The 371-nt window shown below is 54.4% G+C and carries 1 protein-coding gene; it reads left to right on the forward strand.

Annotated features, from left to right (window positions below; genetic code table 11):
* Positions 1-232, forward strand: a 232-nt coding sequence (locus ACYP03_RS24655; protein ID WP_459782476.1) for an oxidoreductase, incomplete at its 5' end; no start/stop codon positions are given.
* Positions 233-371 lie beyond the last annotated feature (139 nt).

The following is a 371-nucleotide window of genomic DNA, read 5'->3' on the forward strand; positions in this document are numbered from 1 at the left end:
TAAAGGCAGCATCATGGTGGCGGGTAACTATACTCAGGCAGCAGCCGATGAGTTACTGCAGGCCGGCCTGGTCGATATGGTGGCTTTTGGCCGCCCGTTCCTGGCCAATCCGGATCTGCCCTACCGCTTGCAGCATCAATTACCGCTGAATGTCATTTCCGATCCCAGCACCCTGTTTGGCGGCAATGAAACCGGCTACACCGATTATCCATATTACAACCAACACGCTTGAGGAGCCCCTAATGAAAGCTGTCGCACTGACCCAGTACTTGCCTGTAACAAACCCAGACAGCCTGATGGATGTCGAACTCTCGGCACCGGCTGTATCAGGCAGAGATATCCTGGTGAGAGTGGAGGCCGTTTCGGTCAAT

It is taken from the genome of Photobacterium sp. R1, assembly GCF_054600795.1.